This is a genomic window from Polynucleobacter sp. MWH-P3-07-1, assembly GCF_018687555.1.
Classification (GTDB): domain Bacteria; phylum Pseudomonadota; class Gammaproteobacteria; order Burkholderiales; family Burkholderiaceae; genus Polynucleobacter.
Map to the genome: position 1 here is coordinate 1,370,450 of NZ_CP061296.1, position 16,928 is coordinate 1,387,377.

Consider the following 16,928-nt stretch of genomic DNA (forward strand, 5'->3'; position numbering starts at 1 on the left):
GCCTGAATCCTTTATCTTCCAAAAGACATGAACAAAGCACCAGCTACTATTGATACCCACTCAGTGATGTTCATCACACAGCGGCCTGACGTGGTCATGGTTGAAGGTGAGGGATCTTGGTTAACAGATAACAACGGCAAACGCTATTTAGATTTTCTGCAAGGTTGGGCGGTCAATTGTCTCGGTCATGGTAACCCTGGCATGATTTCTGCACTAAATACACAAGCTAAAAAGCTGATCAATCCCAGCCCCGCTTTTTATAACGAACCAATGATTGGTTTGTCAGATCTCCTAACGAGCAATAGTTGTTTTGACAAAGTCTTTTTTGCCAACAGCGGAGCTGAAGCAAACGAAGGTGCCATTAAATTGGCGCGTAAATGGGGGCAACTCCATAAAGGCGGCGCTTTTGAGATCATTACCTTTGATCACAGCTTTCATGGTCGCACTTTAGCCACCATGAGCGCCTCCGGTAAACCGGGTTGGGATACTTTATTTGCACCGCAAGTGCCAGGCTTTCCAAAAGCAGACTTAAATGATTTAGAGTCTGTTAAACAATTAGTCACTCACAATACGGTTGCGGTGATGCTAGAACCTGTTCAAGGTGAAGGCGGCGTCATCCCTGCAGATCCAGAGTTTATGAAGGGCTTACGCAAGTTCACTCAAGAGCAAAATATTCTTTTGATTGTGGATGAAGTACAAGCAGGGTGCGGTAGAACCGGCAAACTCTTTGCACACCAGCTATACGATATTGAACCTGACATCATGAGCCTGGGTAAAGGTATTGGTGGCGGTGTTCCGCTGGCTGCTGTCCTCGCGACTGATACTGTTGCTTGTTTTGTACCTGGCGATCAAGGCGGTACCTATAACGGCAATCCCCTCATGACCGCTGTAGGTATGAGCGTTATTGAACAGTTGCTTGCTCCAGGATTTTTAGATGCAGTGAAAGCCAAAGGCGCCCTCTTGCGTGCTGAACTCCTTAAATTAGCAAATGAGTTTGGACTCGAGGGTGAACGTGGTGAAGGCTTACTCAGAGCATTGATGCTCGGCAAAGATGTCGGCCCCAAATTGGTTGAACTTGCTCGCGATCGTAGTCCAGAGGGATTATTAATTAATTCACCAAGACCAAACTTGCTCCGCTTCATGCCAGCACTCAACATCGCTGATCAAGAGATCATACAGATGTGCAATATGCTCCGCGAGCTCTTAAAGCAAGTCTAAGTTTGCTTGCTGATTGAATGCACTAATCTACTAAATTTTTAGGCAGTGAAAAAGTAACGTCTTCAACTACCCCCGGTAGGGGTCTGACACTTCTCGGTCCAAACTCTTGGATGCGCGCCACAATCGATTGAGCCAAGCTCTCTGGGGCTGAAGCGCCTGCTGTTAAACCCACCCGCTTCTTGCCTTCGAACCATTCGGGCTTGAGCTGATCCGGCGCATCGACCATGTAGGAAGGTACACCCAGTTTTTCAGAAAGTTCGCGCAAGCGATTCGAGTTTGAGCTTGTCTGACTTCCGACCACAATGACCACCTCGACCTGAGGTGCCATGAACTTCACGGCATCTTGTCGGTTTTGGGTTGCATAACAAATATCTTGCTTGCGAGGTTGAACAATATTGGGAAATTTTTCTGTCAGCGCTACAACAATCTCTTTAGTCTCATCAATCGACAAAGTAGTCTGGGTGACGAAAGCTATTTTGGTATCTTGTGAAAAAGATAAGCCGGCTACATCGGCCAACTTTTCAATCAGGAATACACCCTCCTTGACCTGTCCCATGGTGCCTTCAACCTCAGGGTGTCCTGCATGTCCAATCATCAGAACAGTGAAGCCCTCTTTGCACATCTTGATCACCTCTAGATGCACTTTAGTCACCAAGGGGCAAGTTGCGTCATATACCTGTAGGCCTCGCTCCTCTGCATCTTTTCTCACCTCTTGAGAGACGCCATGAGCACTAAACACCACAATTCCGCCTTTGGGTACCTCATCCAATTCTTCAACAAACACTGCGCCCTTATTTCGCAGCTCATCCACTACATAAGCGTTGTGGACAATTTCATGACGAACATAAATTGGCGCGCCAAAACGATTCAGCGCTTCATTCACAATATTGATTGCTCGATCCACGCCCGCACAGAAGCCACGGGGCTGAGCCATCAAAATCTCGGAAACATTCGACTCACTCATGCATCACTCTCACATAATCGCCACAATTTGCGCTTCGAAATTGACTGCCACTCCAGCCAAAGGATGATTGAAGTCAAACCAAGCACCCTCCTCGTTAATCGATTGCAATACTCCTGCGTACTGAGCGCCACTCGGTGCGTTGAACTCAATCACATCACCGGGGTTGAATTCCACATCCTCATCGCGCCCTTCTTTCAGCGCTTGCAGGGAAACCCACTGCACTAGATCTTCTTTTCGCTCTCCAAAGCTTTCTTCTGGTGCCAACAAAGCACTTCTTCTCTCCCCCACTTCCAAACCGAGTAGTACTTTTTCAAAACAAGGTGCAAATTGTCCAGAACCCATCAACACCGTAGCAGGTCGATCCACAAAAGTATTGATGTAATCAGCCCCACTCGGCAAGGTGAGCCGGTAGTTCAAAGTCAAATAAGAATTGGGCAAAACAGTGAGCTTGGTCATCTTGCAATTGTAGCGAGACCCTCGCAATGCGTAGATTCCCCGATTTCGAAATGGCCCAAGCCGGTGCAACCCCGCGAGAAATTACGCTCGTTTGGGGCAGATGCCTTAAGCAACGCAGAGCTCTTAGCCATTTTTCTGCGAGTTGGGGTGAAGGGTAAAACTGCCGTTCAGTTAGCGAAAGATCTTTTATCCCAGTTTGGCAGCCTGCCGAAACTGCTGAACTGCAGTCCTGAGGAGTTGACTGCTATCCACGGAATGGGTTGGTCAAAATGGTCACAGATACAGGCAGCCTATGAATTGGTTAAGCGCAGCCTAGAGGAAAAACTCGCCCAGGACTCGATCTTTTCCTCCCCACACCATGTTCGGGAGTTCTTGCAAGCCAAAATTGGCCGCCTACCGCATGAGGTTTTCCTTTGTCTATATCTCGATAGCCGCTGTCGCCTGATTGAATGCCAAGAGCTCTTCAGGGGGTCTATCACCCAAACTGCCGTCTACCCCCGAGAGATCCTCAAGGAAGCGCTTGGAAGAAATGCCAGCGCCTTAATCGTTGCCCATAACCACCCCAGCGGGAACCCACTCCCAAGCCAGGCCGATCAGGACCTGACTAAAACCCTCGAAAAAGCCCTCCAGCTGGTGGATATTCCCCTGCTTGACCATTGCATTGTCAGTAGCAGCGGTTTTTTCTCCTTTTCAGATGCGGGGCTTATCCAAAATACGTAGAAATGATAGTAATCACTAACTTATTGGGTATTTAAGCACTCCAGACTTCACCCTTAATGCAAACAGTCTAAGTAAAAGCAATTTAGGGCTAGCTCAAACAGGGTCTAGCCTGATACAATCTCTTTTTTTCGCAATTATGGAGTCTGTCATGGCAAAAGTTTGCCAAGTCACTGGGAAGAAGCCGATGGTTGGCAACAATGTTTCCCATGCAAACAATAAAACCAAGCGTCGCTTTTTGCCTAATCTGCAAAATCGTCGTTTTTGGGTTGAATCTGAAAACCGTTGGGTTAGCTTGCGCTTAACCAATGCTGGTTTGCGCGTTATCGACAAGAATGGCATTGATGCCGTGTTGTCTGATCTTCGTGCACGTGGCGAAATTTAAGGAGCGCACAAATGGCTAAAGGCGGTAGAGAAAAAATCAAGTTAGAGTCATCAGCTGGTACTGGTCACTTCTACACAACCACAAAAAACAAGCGTACCAAGCCTGAGAAAATGGAGATCATGAAGTTTGATCCAACCATTCGCAAGCACGTTGCTTACAAAGAAACTAAGCTGAAGTAATTACCTTCTTCAGATAATAAAAAACCCGCTCAGTGCGGGTTTTTTATTGACCAGGATTCTGAATCCCTAAGCGTACCGACGCAATCTCAATGAGAAATCACGCAAGCTGGTTAGACCACTATCTTCTGCGCGTTGACACCATGCATGCAACTGCGAAACTAATTGCTCACGAGTTGCATTAGAGCGGCCCCATAGCATCTGCAACTCACGACGCATCTCAATCATCTTACGCAGTTGCGCATTCGCTGCAATCAACTCTTCCAACTTGAGCTTCTCTTGCTCACTCAGGCGAGACTCGTCTTTACATAACCATGAACGAGCATCACTTAAATGGCCAGCTAAGACTTGCATATGCTGGACCTCATTACTAAAGAAGCGATGCAAGGTTTTACTGTAGCGAGCCATGATCTCGTAACGATTGGCAATAATGGCTTCTAGAGTGCCTTGGTCTGCGGGACGTAAATTACTCATGACTGGCTTGGGCGAAGTTTTCTTGACAGTAGCCAAACCCACTGCACTCATCATCTGGATATACAGCCATCCAATATCAAATTCGTACCATTTGCTTGAGAGCTTTGCACTCGTTGCAAAGGTGTGATGATTGTTGTGCAGCTCTTCTCCGCCAATCAAAATACCCCATGGCATGATGTTCCGCGAGGCATCTTCGCAGTCATAGTTGCGGTAACCCCAGAAGTGCCCAATGCCATTAATCACCCCAGCCGCAGTCACGGGAATCCATAACATTTGCACCGCCCAGACTGTTAGACCCACCGCACCAAATAAAAACACATCAATGATGAGCATCAAGGCAACGCCCTGCCAAGAAAACTGGGAATAGATATTGCGCTCAATCCAATCATCGGGAGTGCCGTGACCAAATTTTTCTAAGGTCTCGGGGTTGGCTGCTTCTTTTTTATACAGCTCGGCACCGCGAGTTAGTAAAGTTTGAATGCCCAGAACTTGTGGGCTATGGGGATCGTCAATGGTCTCGCATTTAGCGTGGTGCTTGCGATGGACCGAGGCCCATTCCTTAGTGACCATTCCTGTAGTGAGCCAAAGCCAAAAGCGGAAAAAATGAGATGCAATTGGGTGCAAATCTAATGCGCGATGCGCTTGGCAGCGATGCAAAAAAATTGTCACGCCGGCGATCGTGATATGCGTCACGAGCAAGGTAAACATCACAATTTGCCACCAGGCCCAATTGAGATAGCCATTTGCTAGCCAATGTAAAAACTGATCAAACCCTGAAACGGTATTCAAAAGGAAGTGTCCTAAAAGATCTACTAAGTCTCTATTTTAGAACCTTCTAACCACAGGGGTTATTGCTCGGACTCTTCTTTTGGCTTCTTCTTGGAGACCTCTTTGGGAGGTGTGGTGCTAGGCTTTCTTTGAAAAATAGCCCCAAAGAAGCCATCAGTCCCATGAATATGGGGCCATAACTGCCACCAAGGATTGTCTTTACTGCAACCAATTGGCAAAATATCCTTTGGAAACAACGGCTTAAGCGCTTCCGCTGCAGGGACAATCTCAAACTCAGGATGATTAGCCAGAAAATCTTCCGCTATTTTTTGGTTTTCCTGAGGCAGGAGACTGCAGGTGGCGTATACCAAGCGGCCACCAGGTTTGAGCAAGCGGCTAGCAGAATGCAAAATACTGGCTTGTTTTTGATTGAGCTCTAAAACCCCCTGAGGGGTTTGGCGCCACTTCAGATCTGGGTTACGTCGTAAAGTGCCCATGCCACTACAAGGGGCATCTACCAGGACGCGATCAATCTTGCCGGCCAAGCGCTTAATCTTGGCATCGTTCTCACTATCAATCCACACAGGATGGACATTTGAGAGGCCGCTGCGGGCTTGTCTTGGCTTTAAGTTCGCAAGTCGACGCTCTGAGGTGTCAAAAGCATAAAGGCGCCCTGTCGAGCGCATCAGAGCTCCAATCGCTAAAGTTTTACCGCCTGCACCAGCACAAAAGTCGACTACCATCTCGCCTCGCTTGGGGGCAAGCAAGTAGGCCAATAATTGACTGCCCTCATCTTGCACTTCAAAAGCGCCAGCTTTAAAGGCCACTGTATTTTGTAGGGCAGGCTTGCCCATGATGCGCACACCATCAGGAGCATACGGGGTCGGGATGGCTTGATAGCGACCACCGAGCGCATTCATATCGGCAAGCAATTGCTCGCGATTGATTTTCATGGTGTTGGCTCTTAAATCGAGCAAGGCGGGATGCATCAATGCTTTAGCTAAGTCTTCGCGCGCCTCCTCACCCGGATACTCTCCAAAAGCATCCCATAACCATTCAGGTAAATTGTTCCGCACCAATGGATTTAGGGCTTGCGGGTCGACAGTTGAGAAGCGCTGCAACCACTCGTACTCCCCAGGCTGGAGAACATGTGCAAGATCAGCAATCGCGCTCTCGGCACGATTAGCAGAGCCTAGACCGCCCTCAGAGAGAGCGGAAACCAAACCCAAGAGAGCGAGACGTCTAGCTTGCGAGCCAGTACCACTCTCAGCAAACTGAGCAAACTCATTTTTTCTTCGCAAGATCGCAAAGGCACTCTCTGCAATCAAAGCACGGTCGCGATTGCCCAACTGTGGCTCAGCACGAAAATAGCGACTCACCACTCGATCGGCTGGCTGCTCAAAACTCAGGAGTTCTGGCAATAAACGCTCTAAATGAATTGCATGCTGAGGCAAGGCCTTGGCGTTCGAGAAATTCTTTTGACCAACAGGGGCGATTAAGTTACCACTTGCATTGCGTCGCTCTGGACGCTTTGAGGCATCTCGGCTTTTAGCTGCGTAGCTTTTGGTATTACTGCTGCGTGGGCCAGACCCACGTGGTGAACGTTCTTTACTCATATTTAAAAAATTGCGCCTCAGGGGGAGATAACTTCACTTGATTACCTTCAATGCGCAATCGTCCATCAAGGAACCATTTTACGGCCCGCGGGTAGATTTGATGCTCAGCGGCCAAAACACGGGCAGCTAGAGCCTCAGCGCTATCGCCCTCCAAGACTGGCACTGAGGCTTGGCAAATGATGGGGCCTTCATCAACTCCCTCAGTGACAAAGTGGACAGTTGCCCCGTGAGTCTTCACGCCTGCCTCTAAAGCCCGCTCATGGGTATGCAAACCGGGGAACTGGGGCAATAAGGCAGGATGAATATTGATCAAACGACCTTCAAAATGTCGAATAAATTGCGGGGTCAGAATTCTCATGAAACCCGCCAACACGACCAAATCAGCCCCTAATTGGTCGATTTGATGAATTAGTGCCTCATCGAACGACTCTCGGCTGGCATGAGCACGATGCTCAACTGTAAAAGCCGGAATACCCTCTGAGCGAGCAAAATCAAGGCCCTTGGCGGCAGAATGATTGGCAATCACCCCTGAAAAAATGACTGGCCAAGCCTCTTTTTGGGCAGTTTTGACGATGGCCTCGAAATTAGATCCGCGGCCGGAGATTAAGGTAACGATTGAAAGCATGCCCACAATATAATTGATGGCTACCCTGAAAGCGATTTGTGAACGTATTCCGTGGCCCCACCCAGTTTTCCGCAGGACCAGCTTGTGCCTTAACCATCGGCAATTTCGATGGCGTGCACAGGGGTCATCGCGCCCTGCTTGAACAACTGAAAACTGGGGCTAAGGAAAAAGGGTTGGTGAGCTGCGTCATGACTTTTGAGCCACACCCTAAGGAATTTTTCTCCCCAGAGCAAGCGCCCCCACGAATTTTGAATCTGCGCGACAAGCTTTCTGCATTTTCTGATGTCGGCATTGACCGAGTGGTGGTGGAGCATTTTGATAATGCCTTCGCAAAACTTACTCCCGAAGAATTTGTTTCAGAGATTCTGGTTAAGCGCTTGAACGCCAAATGGATTTTGATTGGTGATGACTTTTGCTACGGAGCCAAACGTGCCGGAAATTTTGCAAGTCTGAAAGCTTCTGGCAATCAACTGGGTTTCGAAGTGTCCAGTATTGCTACCATTCTAGAAGACGGCGAACGTATCTCCAGCTCAGCACTGCGTGATGCTCTAGCAAATGGGGATATGCAACTGGCAAGTAAGTTACTAGGTCGTCCCTACGGCATTTCTGGTCACGTGATACATGGCCAGAAATTAGGTCGAGAGCTTGGCTTTCCGACCCTTAATCTTGCTGTCGCAAATCATCTCCATCATCGCAAACCTGCAACCAGCGGAATTTTTGTGGCGCAGGTTCACGGCCTGTCTGACAAGCCTTTACCAGCCGTGTCCAGTCTGGGTGTCAGGCCTACCGTAGAAGACCAAGGACGCGTCTTACTAGAAACACACGTGTTTGATTTCAATCAAGATGCTTATGGCAAAGTCATTACCGTAGAACTCTTAGAAAAAATTCGGGATGAGGCAAAGTACTCCGACCTCAACTCTCTTACCCATGCCATTGCGGCAGATGCTCAGCACGCCAGAAATTATTTCCTGAAAAAAACTTATGTCTGAAAAAGAAAACGCCTATCCAGTCAATCTTCTTGATACTCCATTTCCAATGCGGGGAGATCTAGCAAAGCGCGAACCTCAATGGGTTGCACAATGGCAAAAAAATAAGCTCTACGAAAAGATTCGTGAGGCACATGCGCATCAACCGAAGTTCATCTTGCATGATGGCCCACCATATGCAAACGGCGATATTCATATTGGGCATGCAGTCAATAAGATTCTCAAAGACATGATCGTTAAATCCCGTTGGCTGATGGGTTTTGACTCTGTCTATGTGCCAGGCTGGGATTGTCATGGCATGCCAATTGAGATTCAAATTGAAAAACAATTTGGTAAAAATCTACCGACTGCTGAAGTGCAATCGAAAGCGCGTGCTTATGCTCAAGTACAAATTGATAAACAGAAAAAAGATTTTGAGCGTCTAGGGGTGTTGGGCGATTGGAATAATCCCTATCTCACCATGAACTATCGCAATGAGGCCGATGAAATTCGAGCCCTGGGTAAGATCTGGGAAAAAGGCTATGTCTTTCGCGGACTCAAGCCTGTGAACTGGTGTTTTGATTGCGGCTCTGCACTCGCTGAAGCTGAAGTGGAATACCAAGATAAGACTGACACGACCGTTGACGTCGCATTTGCGTTTGATGATGCGCAACTACCTGCCCTTGCCAAAGCCTTTGGCTTAAGTAGCATCCCAAACAAACCCGGCATGATTGTGATTTGGACTACCACTCCCTGGACTTTGCCTGCGAACCAAGCCTTGAATGTGCACCCAGAAGTGAACTATGCATTAGTAGACGTAGGTGACAAATTACTGATTCTGGCTAAAGATCGTGTTGAGACTTGCTTAACTGACTATGGTCTTGAAGGCAAAGTGCTTGCTACCTGTTTAGGAAGTCAATTGGAAAATATTTCTTTCTGGCACCCTTTGGCAAAACTAGATGAGGGTTATCGTCGCTTATCGCCAATCTATCCTGCGGAGTACGTCACACTCGATACTGGAACTGGAATTGTTCACTCATCCCCAGCTTATGGCGAGGAAGACTTTAAATCTTGCAAAGCCCATGGCTTGTCCGACAAAGAGATTCTGAATCCTGTGATGGGTAACGGCGTCTATGCCTCATGGTTGCCCCTCTTTGCTAATGAATTTATCTGGAAAGCCAATCCGAAGATTGTCGAAGCCCTCCGTCAAGCGGGAAGCCTGCTGAAAGATAAAACCTATACGCATTCCTATATGCATTGTTGGCGTCATAAGTCACCCATCATTTATCGCGCAACCTCACAATGGTTTGCGAGTATGGATAAGAAGCCAAGTGATGGCAAGGCCAGCTTACGAGAAACTGCCCTAGCGGGTATTGAGAACACCGAATTTTTCCCTGCCTGGGGTAAGCAACGCTTACACAGCATGATTGCCAATCGTCCTGACTGGACTTTGTCACGCCAACGCCAATGGGGTGTGCCGATGGCTTTCTTAGTTCATAAAGAGAGTGGTGAGCCACATCCAAGAACCATAGAGTTATTAGAAGAAATTGCAAAGCGCGTTGAGAAAGATGGTATTGAAGCTTGGCAAAAATTGGAGTTGAGCGAACTCATTGGCGATGAAGCAGGTCAATATGAAAAGAATCGAGATACGCTGGATGTCTGGTTTGATTCAGGTACGACACATTGGCATGTGATTCGGGGTTCGCATCGTCATGAACTCTATCGCCCAGAAGCCGAGACTCCAAATGGCCGTCTAGCTGACCTGTATCTCGAGGGCTCAGATCAACATCGTGGCTGGTTTCATTCATCGCTATTAACCGGCTCGATGCTCGATGGCAAACCACCCTATAAGGCATTGCTCACGCATGGCTTTACGGTAGATGGACAAGGTCGCAAGATGAGTAAGTCCGTTGGCAATGTCATCGCACCGCAACAGGTTGCCGATAAGCTCGGCGCAGAAATCATTCGTTTGTGGGTTGCATCGACGGATTACTCAGGAGAGATGACTATCTCCGATGAGATTCTCAAACGAGTGGTAGAAAGTTATCGTCGCATTCGTAACACCTTGCGTTTCTTATTGGCGAACTTGGCAGACTTTGACCCTAGCAAGCATGCTATGTCAGCTGACCAGTGGTTAGAGATTGATCGCTATGCTGTAGCCTTGGCCGCTCAATTGCAAGATGAGGTCAAAAACTCTTATCAAGCCTATGAATTCCAGCCTGCGGTGGTAAGGATGCTCACCTTCTGCTCAGAAGACCTTGGTGGCTTCTATCTCGACATCCTCAAAGACCGCCTCTATACCAGCGCCCCCGATTCTCCTGATCGCCGTGCAGCTCAGAATGCGCTCTTTCACATTACCAAGAATCTACTTAAATGGGTTGCGCCATTTCTTTCCTTTACGGCAGAAGAGGCTTGGCAAGTAATGCCTCATGCTGACAGCGAAAAAGCCAAAGCATCGATCTTCATGGAAGAGTTTGGAAAATTTCCTGCCATTACAAATGCTGCCGACTTACTGACTAAATGGAATCGCATTCGCGAGATTCGGTCTGAGGTAACTAAAGCAATCGAAATCGAACGTGAAGCTGGTAACGTCGGATCGTCACTTCAAGCTGAATTAGTGATCAAGCTACCCGAGCCTGATTTTGCAATCCTGAATAGTTTAGGCAATGACCTACGCTTTGTCACGATTACCTCTAGCGCTTCGGTTGAACTCCATCAAGGCCCGCTTGAAATTGCAGTACGGGCTAGTCAATATAAAAAATGTGGTCGTTGCTGGCATCACACTGCTGATGTGGGCAGCAATGCCGATCATCCCGATTTATGTGGCCGCTGTATAAGCAACCTTTTTGCCAGCGGTGAACATCGCTTATTTGCTTAAGCGATTGGTTTAAGAAAATGCCACTTTATTATTCGCTCACAATTGCTACCTTAGCTCTACTATTAGATCAGTGCACTAAATGGCTAGCGTTGAGTCATTTGCAACTAGGCATTCCCCAGCCTGTATTGCCATTTCTAAACTGGCTGTTACTTTTTAACCCAGGCGCAGCATTTTCTTTTCTGGCACAAGGGAGTGGCTGGCAACGTTGGTTCTTCACGCTTCTAGGTTTAGCCGCTTCAGCCTACATCGTTTACTTGCTGGCACGTACCCAGCTGAGTAAAACGATGTCTTGGGCATTGAGTCTTATTCTGGGCGGCGCCTTAGGCAATGTCTTAGATCGGTTGATGTTTGGTTTTGTGATCGACTTTATTGATTGTCACTACGGAAACTGGCATTGGCCAGCCTTCAATATTGCTGATAGCGCTATCTCAATTGGTGCAGCCCTCATTATTTGGGCTGAATTACGTCGGGCATTTGGCAAATCTGCTCAACCCCTTTAAGCTTGCACCATGCAATCACTTTTGAACAAAAAAATTGTCCTCGGTATCTCCGGGGGAATCGCTGCCTATAAGTCGGCTGAATTAGTGCGTCAACTGATTCAGGAAGGCGCCCAGGTTCAAGTAGTGATGACTAATGCTGCTCAGCAATTTATTACGCCTGTAACCATGCAGGCTTTAAGTGGCAATCCGGTCTTCACCTCCCAATGGGATCAGAGTATTGCTAACAATATGGCGCACATCGAGCTCTCTCGTGGTGCGGATGCAATTCTCATTGCCCCAGCCAGCGCAGACCTGATGGCAAAACTCTCACTTGGTTTGGCTGACGACTTATTAAGTACCCTTTGCCTTGCAAGAGAATGTCCTCTGCTACTAGCGCCCGCTATGAATCGTCAGATGTGGGATCACCCAGCAACTCAACGCAGCGTGAAACGCCTGGAGTCTGATGGTGTATCGATTCTGGGTCCAGCTAGCGGTAGTCAAGCCTGTGGCGAGACTGGTATGGGAAGAATGCTCGAACCTGGTGAGATTACCGAACAGCTGATTGCTTTCTTTCAACCTAAGCCACTCAAGGGAAAACGTGTCTTAATCACGGCAGGCCCGACCTTCGAAGCCATTGACCCCGTCCGCGGTATTACCAATTTGAGCTCCGGTAAGATGGGCTTTGCAATTGCTCGGGCAGCTATTGAAGCGGGTGCAGAGGTTCATCTTATTGCTGGCCCCTGTGAACTGGACACCCCCCTACTCAGCAGCGGAAAAATTATCCGCACCAATGTGACTAGCGCAAAAGTAATGCATGCAGCCGCAATGCAAGCAACTGACTGCGATATTTTCTTTGCAGTTGCAGCCGTAGCAGATTGGGGTATTGCCAAACCTTCAAAAGAAAAAATCAAACGGCAAGGCGGCAAGATCCCAGCATTAGACTTCGTAGCAAACCCAGATATTTTGTTAGATATGGCCAGCACAGCAAAGACTAAGGCCGGCAAACCCCGCCCTTACTGTGTCGGCTTTGCTGCAGAATCTTCTGCTCTTGCGGAACATGCTGCCGAGAAACGCAAGCGCAAAGGGATTCCGATGATTGTTGGTAATATTGGTCCCGACACCTTTGGTAGCGATCTCAATCAATTACTGGTGATTGATGCCGCTGGTAGCAAAGTACTCAAAAAAGCCGATAAGTTATTACTCGCTCGTCAGCTGGTGCAACTTGTCGCCAAAAAGATTTAAATCACTCTCCTCGTTTTAGGAAATCCCATGCAAGCATTGCAAGTCAAAATTCTCGATGAACGGATGCGTTCACAATTACCCACCTATGGCACCCCTGGTAGCGCAGGTCTTGATCTGCGCGCTTGTATTGATCAAGCCATTGAGATTGCCCCCGGTCAGACGATACTCGTACCAACAGGTCTAGCCATCTATGTGGAGAATCCAGCCTATGCTGCGCTGATTCTGCCGCGCTCTGGCTTGGGCCACAAGCATGGGATTGTTTTGGGAAACCTTGTAGGCTTAATTGATTCCGATTACCAAGGACAACTCATGGTGAGCACTTGGAATAGAGGATCAACCCCATTCAAACTGGAGCCTATGGAACGCCTTGCGCAGTTAGTCATCGTGCCTGTGCAACAGGTTGAACTCAAGATAGTCGAAGAATTTGCAGAGACTAGTCGTGGGGCTAGTGGTTTTGGCAGTACTGGTAGAGCGTGAGTAGAGCCTCAAATAAAAAAACCACCCGCGGGTGGTTTTTTAACGATCACTAAATCTGCTTACTTACGGATATGTGCATGACGAGCAGCATCTTGTGACATACCGGCGCCCTTACCTTCGCGTGATTCTTTCTCAGCAGTAATTTCTTTACGACGCTCTTTGCAAGATCCAGCAATTTCTTGCAAAGCCTTACGAGCGCGAGCAGCCGAAGCTTTAACACCATTACCCATAAACTTTTCGTTTTCAGCCTTATAAGTTTCTAGGGCACTGAGTAATTTATCGTGATGTGACATTTTGTCCTTTTTGTTTTTAGATTGGTAAATTAAATTTCTTCGGCAGGGGCTATATCTGCCTTAGTAGGCGCCTTTGGAATGCTTGGCGCATCAAACTCGAGCAACACTTTGCCATCAGCATCAATATCTACAGCCACATGACCACCCTGGGCTAATTTGCCAAAGAGCAATTCATCAGCCAAGGCTTTGCGAACCGTGTCTTGAATAATCCGCTGCATTGGACGTGCACCCATGAGAGGATCGAAGCCATGCTTTGCCAAATGGCTGCGCAGCGCTGGGCTAAAAGTCGCATCTACCTTCTTCTCGTGCAACTGCTCTTCAAGCTGCATTAAGAACTTATCAACCACCCGCATGATGATGGATTCATCCAAGGCCTTAAAGGAGACAATGGCATCCAAGCGGTTGCGGAACTCGGGTGTGAAGAACTTCTTAATATCCGCCATCTCGTCACCAGACTCACGCGCATTGGTGAAGCCAATGGTCGCCTTCTGCATGGCTTCCGCACCAGCATTCGTGGTCATAATGATGATGACGTTTCTGAAGTCAGTTTTACGGCCATTGTTATCTGTCAGAGTGCCATGATCCATTACTTGCAACAAGATATTGAAAATATCAGGATGGGCTTTTTCAATCTCATCCAATAGCAATACGCAATGCGGCTTCTTATTGACAGCCTCGGTCAGCAAACCGCCCTGATCGAAACCCACGTAACCAGGAGGAGCGCCAATCAAGCGACTGACAGCATGACGCTCCATGTACTCAGACATATCAAAGCGTAGTAATTCAATCCCTAAGATATAGGCAAGTTGTTTTGCTACCTCGGTCTTACCGACTCCAGTTGGCCCAGAGAATAAGAATGAGCCAATTGGTCGATCGATCTTACCTAAGCCAGCCCGAGTCATCTTGATGGCGCTTGCCAAAGCTTCAATCGCAGGGTCTTGACCAAACACCACGCTCTTAATATCGCGATCTAAGGTTTGTAGCTTGCTACGGTCATCCACTGTGACTGATTGGGGTGGTATACGGGCAATCTTCGCCACAATCTCTTCAATCTCTGGGCGGCCGATTGTTTTCTTCTGTTTAGACTTTGGCAGAATACGCTGAGCAGCACCAGCCTCATCAATCACATCAATCGCCTTATCAGGTAAATGACGATCGTTGATATAGCGCGAGGAAAGCTCTGCAGCAGCCACTAGAGCTGCAGCGGCATACTTGACACTATGGTGCTCTTCGAAGCGAGACTTCAGACCACGCAGAATTTGTACGGTTTGATCAACGGTTGGCTCAACCACATCGACCTTTTGAAAACGGCGTGAGAGTGCTGCATCTTTTTCAAAAATACCACGGTACTCTGTAAATGTTGTTGCGCCAATGCATTTGAGCTGACCATTGGATAAGGCTGGTTTGAGCAAATTACTCGCATCCAAGGTTCCACCCGATGCAGCACCTGCACCAATCAAAGTATGAATCTCATCAATAAATAGAATACCGTGTGCACTATCTTTTAATGATTTCAGAACACTCTTCAAGCGTTGCTCAAAGTCACCGCGATATTTAGTACCCGCAAGTAAGGCGCCCATATCGAGCGAGTAGACCGTTGCATCAGCCAAAATCTCAGGAACATCACCTTTCACAATTCTCCAAGCCAAGCCTTCTGCAATGGCAGTCTTACCTACGCCCGCCTCACCCACTAAGAGTGGATTATTTTTACGACGACGACACAGCACTTGAATCACGCGCTCAACTTCAGCTTCGCGCCCAATCAAGGGATCAATCTTGCCCTGACGCGCCAAGGCATTGAGGTTTTGGGTATATTGGTCGAGCGGACTTTCCTTACCACCTGATGCAGCCTCCTCAGACTCTTGAGCAGGGTCAGCGGGCTTAGCATGCTCAGTTTGGTCTTTACGAACGCCGTGGCTAATAAAGTTAACCACGTCAAGGCGGGTTACACCCTGCTGCTGCAAGAAATACACTGCATGCGAATCTTTTTCACCAAAGATTGCTACTAGGACGTTCGCACCAGTCACTTCTTTTTTACCACTCGAGGTCGATTGAACATGCATGATGGCACGCTGAATCACCCGCTGAAATCCTAAAGTAGGCTGAGTATCGACTTCATCATTACCTGGCACGATCGGCGTGTTGTCGTTAATAAAATTTTTCAGTTGAGCACGCAACTCTGCAATATTGACTGCACAAGCTTTCAGAACTTCCACCGCTGTAGCGTTATCAAGCAGTGCAGCGAGCAAATGCTCCACCGTAATGAATTCATGTCGAGCTGCCCTTGCGTCAACAAAGGCCATGTGCAAACTGACTTCTAATTCCTGGGCAATCATACTTCCTCCATGGTGCACTGTAATGGGTGGCCCGCTTCGCGGGAGAGCTCGACAACTTGATGAACTTTGGTAGCAGCAACATCCCGGGTAAAAATTCCGCAAACACCTTTGCCGGCCAAATGAACTTGCAACATGATGCGCGTCGCTGTTTCGTGGTCTTTATTGAAATACTCCTGAATGACCATCACGACAAACTCCATCGGGGTGTAATCGTCATTCATTAACAAGACCTTGAACATCGATGGCGCCTTCAATTTCTCGGCTTGTTTTTCAAGCAGAATCGTGTCCTCTACATGAGGATTAACAGGATTTCCAGATACGGGATTTTTGGGAGTGCGACTCATGAGAACCATTCTAAACACAGATCAGCAAACTTCAATTTACAGGGGCTTAGAGGAGAAAATTCCTCTTTAACTAGGCCATAACCCTATATTGGGGCATTTTTTGATAAAAAAAGGGGGGTTTTCATGTCTTTATATGCACATAACTCCTTGACACACTTGGGAAAAGGGCAAACAATCGGGGGTAGGCTTCAAAAAGAAGTTCTATTTAGGCGTGTTGTGGAGCGAGACTGATTAAAAAGTATTCACCCTCTTCACGGTTGTTTTAAGTTTATGTAATGGAGTTCGCATGGCGACCGGAATTGTTAAGTGGTTCAATGATGCAAAAGGTTTTGGATTTATCAAACCTGATGATGGTGAAGAAGAGTTGTTCGCGCACTTCAGCGCGATTACTATGGCGGGTTTCAAAACCCTCAAAGAAGGCCAGAAGGTAACGTTTGACATTACCCAAGGTCCTAAAGGAAAACAAGCTACCAATATTCAAGGTGCTTGATAGACCATAGATCACTATGAGAAGC

The 16,928-nt window shown here is 47.7% G+C and carries 18 protein-coding genes; 10 read left to right on the forward strand and 8 right to left on the reverse strand.

What is annotated here, in order from left to right; translation table 11 throughout:
- The first annotated feature begins 27 nt into the window (after positions 1–27).
- The gene (locus ICU98_RS07170) at positions 28–1,218 is read left to right on the forward strand and encodes an acetylornithine transaminase (RefSeq protein ID WP_215351793.1); all 1,191 of its coding nucleotides are present in this window, start codon (positions 28–30) and stop codon (positions 1,216–1,218) included.
- 22 nt (positions 1,219–1,240) lie between these two features.
- On the opposite strand, the gene ispH is transcribed toward ICU98_RS07170, so the two are convergent.
- Together ispH and ICU98_RS07180 are read right to left on the reverse strand one after the other, a co-directional pair.
- Positions 1,241–2,182 (reverse strand): 4-hydroxy-3-methylbut-2-enyl diphosphate reductase, encoded by a 942-nt coding sequence (gene ispH, locus ICU98_RS07175; RefSeq protein ID WP_215336144.1) that lies wholly within the window; start codon positions 2,180–2,182, stop codon positions 1,241–1,243.
- A gap of 9 nt (positions 2,183–2,191) precedes the next feature.
- Positions 2,192–2,638 (reverse strand): peptidylprolyl isomerase, encoded by a 447-nt coding sequence (locus ICU98_RS07180; protein WP_215351795.1) that lies wholly within the window; start codon positions 2,636–2,638, stop codon positions 2,192–2,194.
- Positions 2,639–2,701: 63 nt separating this feature from the next.
- Between ICU98_RS07180 and radC the strand changes: the two genes are divergently transcribed.
- The 3 genes from radC to rpmG all read left to right on the forward strand — a co-directional run bounded on the left by radC (position 2,702) and on the right by rpmG (position 3,919).
- Complete coding sequence (gene radC / locus ICU98_RS07185) at positions 2,702–3,358, forward strand: DNA repair protein RadC (protein ID WP_251365325.1); 657 nt, start codon at positions 2,702–2,704, stop codon at positions 3,356–3,358.
- Positions 3,359–3,506: 148 nt separating this feature from the next.
- Positions 3,507–3,740 (forward strand): 50S ribosomal protein L28, encoded by a 234-nt coding sequence (gene rpmB, locus ICU98_RS07190; protein ID WP_076023792.1) that lies wholly within the window; start codon positions 3,507–3,509, stop codon positions 3,738–3,740.
- Positions 3,741–3,751: 11 nt separating this feature from the next.
- Positions 3,752–3,919 (forward strand): 50S ribosomal protein L33, encoded by a 168-nt coding sequence (rpmG, locus tag ICU98_RS07195; protein ID WP_088526346.1) that lies wholly within the window; start codon positions 3,752–3,754, stop codon positions 3,917–3,919.
- A 66-nt stretch (positions 3,920–3,985) separates the two neighbouring features.
- Here the strand turns inward: rpmG and ICU98_RS07200 are convergent, their stop codons facing one another.
- From ICU98_RS07200 to purN, 3 genes are all read right to left on the reverse strand, one after another.
- Positions 3,986–5,098 carry a fatty acid desaturase gene (locus ICU98_RS07200; RefSeq protein ID WP_215336974.1) on the reverse strand — a complete coding sequence of 371 codons (1,113 nt, stop codon included), beginning with the start codon at positions 5,096–5,098 and terminating at the stop codon, positions 3,986–3,988.
- Between the two features lie 140 nt (positions 5,099–5,238).
- Positions 5,239–6,774, reverse strand: coding sequence for an RsmB/NOP family class I SAM-dependent RNA methyltransferase (locus tag ICU98_RS07205; protein ID WP_215336148.1), 1,536 nt, complete (start codon positions 6,772–6,774; stop codon positions 5,239–5,241).
- Positions 6,767–7,399, reverse strand: a complete 633-nt coding sequence (gene purN, locus ICU98_RS07210) for a phosphoribosylglycinamide formyltransferase (protein ID WP_215336150.1) — start codon at positions 7,397–7,399, stop codon at positions 6,767–6,769. The genes ICU98_RS07205 and purN overlap by 8 nt, the downstream gene beginning before the upstream one ends.
- A gap of 38 nt (positions 7,400–7,437) precedes the next feature.
- Between purN and ICU98_RS07215 the strand changes: the two genes are divergently transcribed.
- The 5 genes from ICU98_RS07215 to dut are packed head-to-tail and all read left to right on the forward strand — an operon-like array spanning position 7,438 to position 13,440.
- Positions 7,438–8,388, forward strand: coding sequence for a bifunctional riboflavin kinase/FAD synthetase (locus ICU98_RS07215; RefSeq protein ID WP_215351797.1), 951 nt, complete (start codon positions 7,438–7,440; stop codon positions 8,386–8,388).
- Positions 8,381–11,242, forward strand: coding sequence for an isoleucine--tRNA ligase (ileS, locus tag ICU98_RS07220; protein ID WP_215351798.1), 2,862 nt, complete (start codon positions 8,381–8,383; stop codon positions 11,240–11,242). Before ICU98_RS07215 ends, ileS begins: the two co-directional genes overlap by 8 nt.
- 17 nt (positions 11,243–11,259) lie before the next feature.
- Positions 11,260–11,742 carry a signal peptidase II gene (lspA, locus tag ICU98_RS07225; RefSeq protein WP_215351800.1) on the forward strand — a complete coding sequence of 161 codons (483 nt, stop codon included), beginning with the start codon at positions 11,260–11,262 and terminating at the stop codon, positions 11,740–11,742.
- Positions 11,743–11,751: 9 nt separating this feature from the next.
- The gene (gene coaBC, locus ICU98_RS07230) at positions 11,752–12,963 is read left to right on the forward strand and encodes a bifunctional phosphopantothenoylcysteine decarboxylase/phosphopantothenate--cysteine ligase CoaBC (protein ID WP_215351802.1); all 1,212 of its coding nucleotides are present in this window, start codon (positions 11,752–11,754) and stop codon (positions 12,961–12,963) included.
- Positions 12,964–12,990: 27 nt separating this feature from the next.
- Positions 12,991–13,440: a dUTP diphosphatase gene (dut, locus tag ICU98_RS07235; protein WP_215336159.1), complete on the forward strand. Its 450-nt coding sequence runs from the start codon at positions 12,991–12,993 to the stop codon at positions 13,438–13,440.
- Positions 13,441–13,499: 59 nt separating this feature from the next.
- Here the strand turns inward: dut and ICU98_RS07240 are convergent, their stop codons facing one another.
- From ICU98_RS07240 to clpS, 3 genes are read right to left on the reverse strand one after another with little or no spacing between them, the layout of a single operon-like run.
- Positions 13,500–13,733, reverse strand: coding sequence for a hypothetical protein (locus ICU98_RS07240; RefSeq protein WP_215351805.1), 234 nt, complete (start codon positions 13,731–13,733; stop codon positions 13,500–13,502).
- 29 nt (positions 13,734–13,762) lie between these two features.
- Complete coding sequence (gene clpA / locus ICU98_RS07245; protein WP_215351808.1) at positions 13,763–16,069, reverse strand: ATP-dependent Clp protease ATP-binding subunit ClpA; 2,307 nt, start codon at positions 16,067–16,069, stop codon at positions 13,763–13,765.
- Positions 16,066–16,422, reverse strand: a complete 357-nt coding sequence (clpS, locus tag ICU98_RS07250; RefSeq protein ID WP_215336163.1) for an ATP-dependent Clp protease adapter ClpS — start codon at positions 16,420–16,422, stop codon at positions 16,066–16,068. The genes clpA and clpS overlap by 4 nt, the downstream gene beginning before the upstream one ends.
- A gap of 277 nt (positions 16,423–16,699) precedes the next feature.
- On the opposite strand from clpS, the gene ICU98_RS07255 reads away from it, so the two are divergent.
- Positions 16,700–16,903 (forward strand): cold-shock protein, encoded by a 204-nt coding sequence (locus ICU98_RS07255; RefSeq protein WP_112205123.1) that lies wholly within the window; start codon positions 16,700–16,702, stop codon positions 16,901–16,903.
- Positions 16,904–16,928 lie beyond the last annotated feature (25 nt).